Source organism: Achromobacter sp. SIMBA_011 (genome assembly GCF_046535435.1).
GTDB classification, from domain to species: Bacteria; Pseudomonadota; Gammaproteobacteria; order Burkholderiales; family Burkholderiaceae_B; genus Achromobacter; species Achromobacter dolens.
Genome location: NZ_JAWRWN010000199.1, coordinates 1 through 322, shown reverse-complemented (window position 1 = coordinate 322; position 322 = coordinate 1). Strand labels below are relative to the sequence as shown.

Genomic DNA, 322 nt, shown 5'->3' with positions numbered 1-322 from the left:
CAGGTTGATCGCACTCCAGGGCGTGAAGAACGCCAGCAGGAACAGGATGAAAGACTTGAACGCACCGAGGAACGAGTGCTGGCCGAGCAACGCGATCAGGGTCGCCGTACCGACAATCACCAGCACGAATACCAAGCGCTGCAGGCGCGTGACCTCAAGGCGACCACGGAAGCCGCTGATGATGGTCGCGATGCACATAAAGCTGCCGTAGGAGTTCAGCGTCGAGATGGTGACCTTGCCAAACGCGATGCTGAAGTACAGCAGCGCAGCGGTGGCGCCGGTACCGCTCAAGCCAACGATGTAGGCCACTTCATGCCCGGCG

At 60.6% G+C, this 322-nt stretch carries 1 pseudogene; it reads right to left on the bottom strand.

From position 1 onward, the window contains the following. Positions 1–322 (bottom strand): annotated as a pseudogene (locus tag SB816_RS30565) (cytosine permease); the annotation flags it as partial.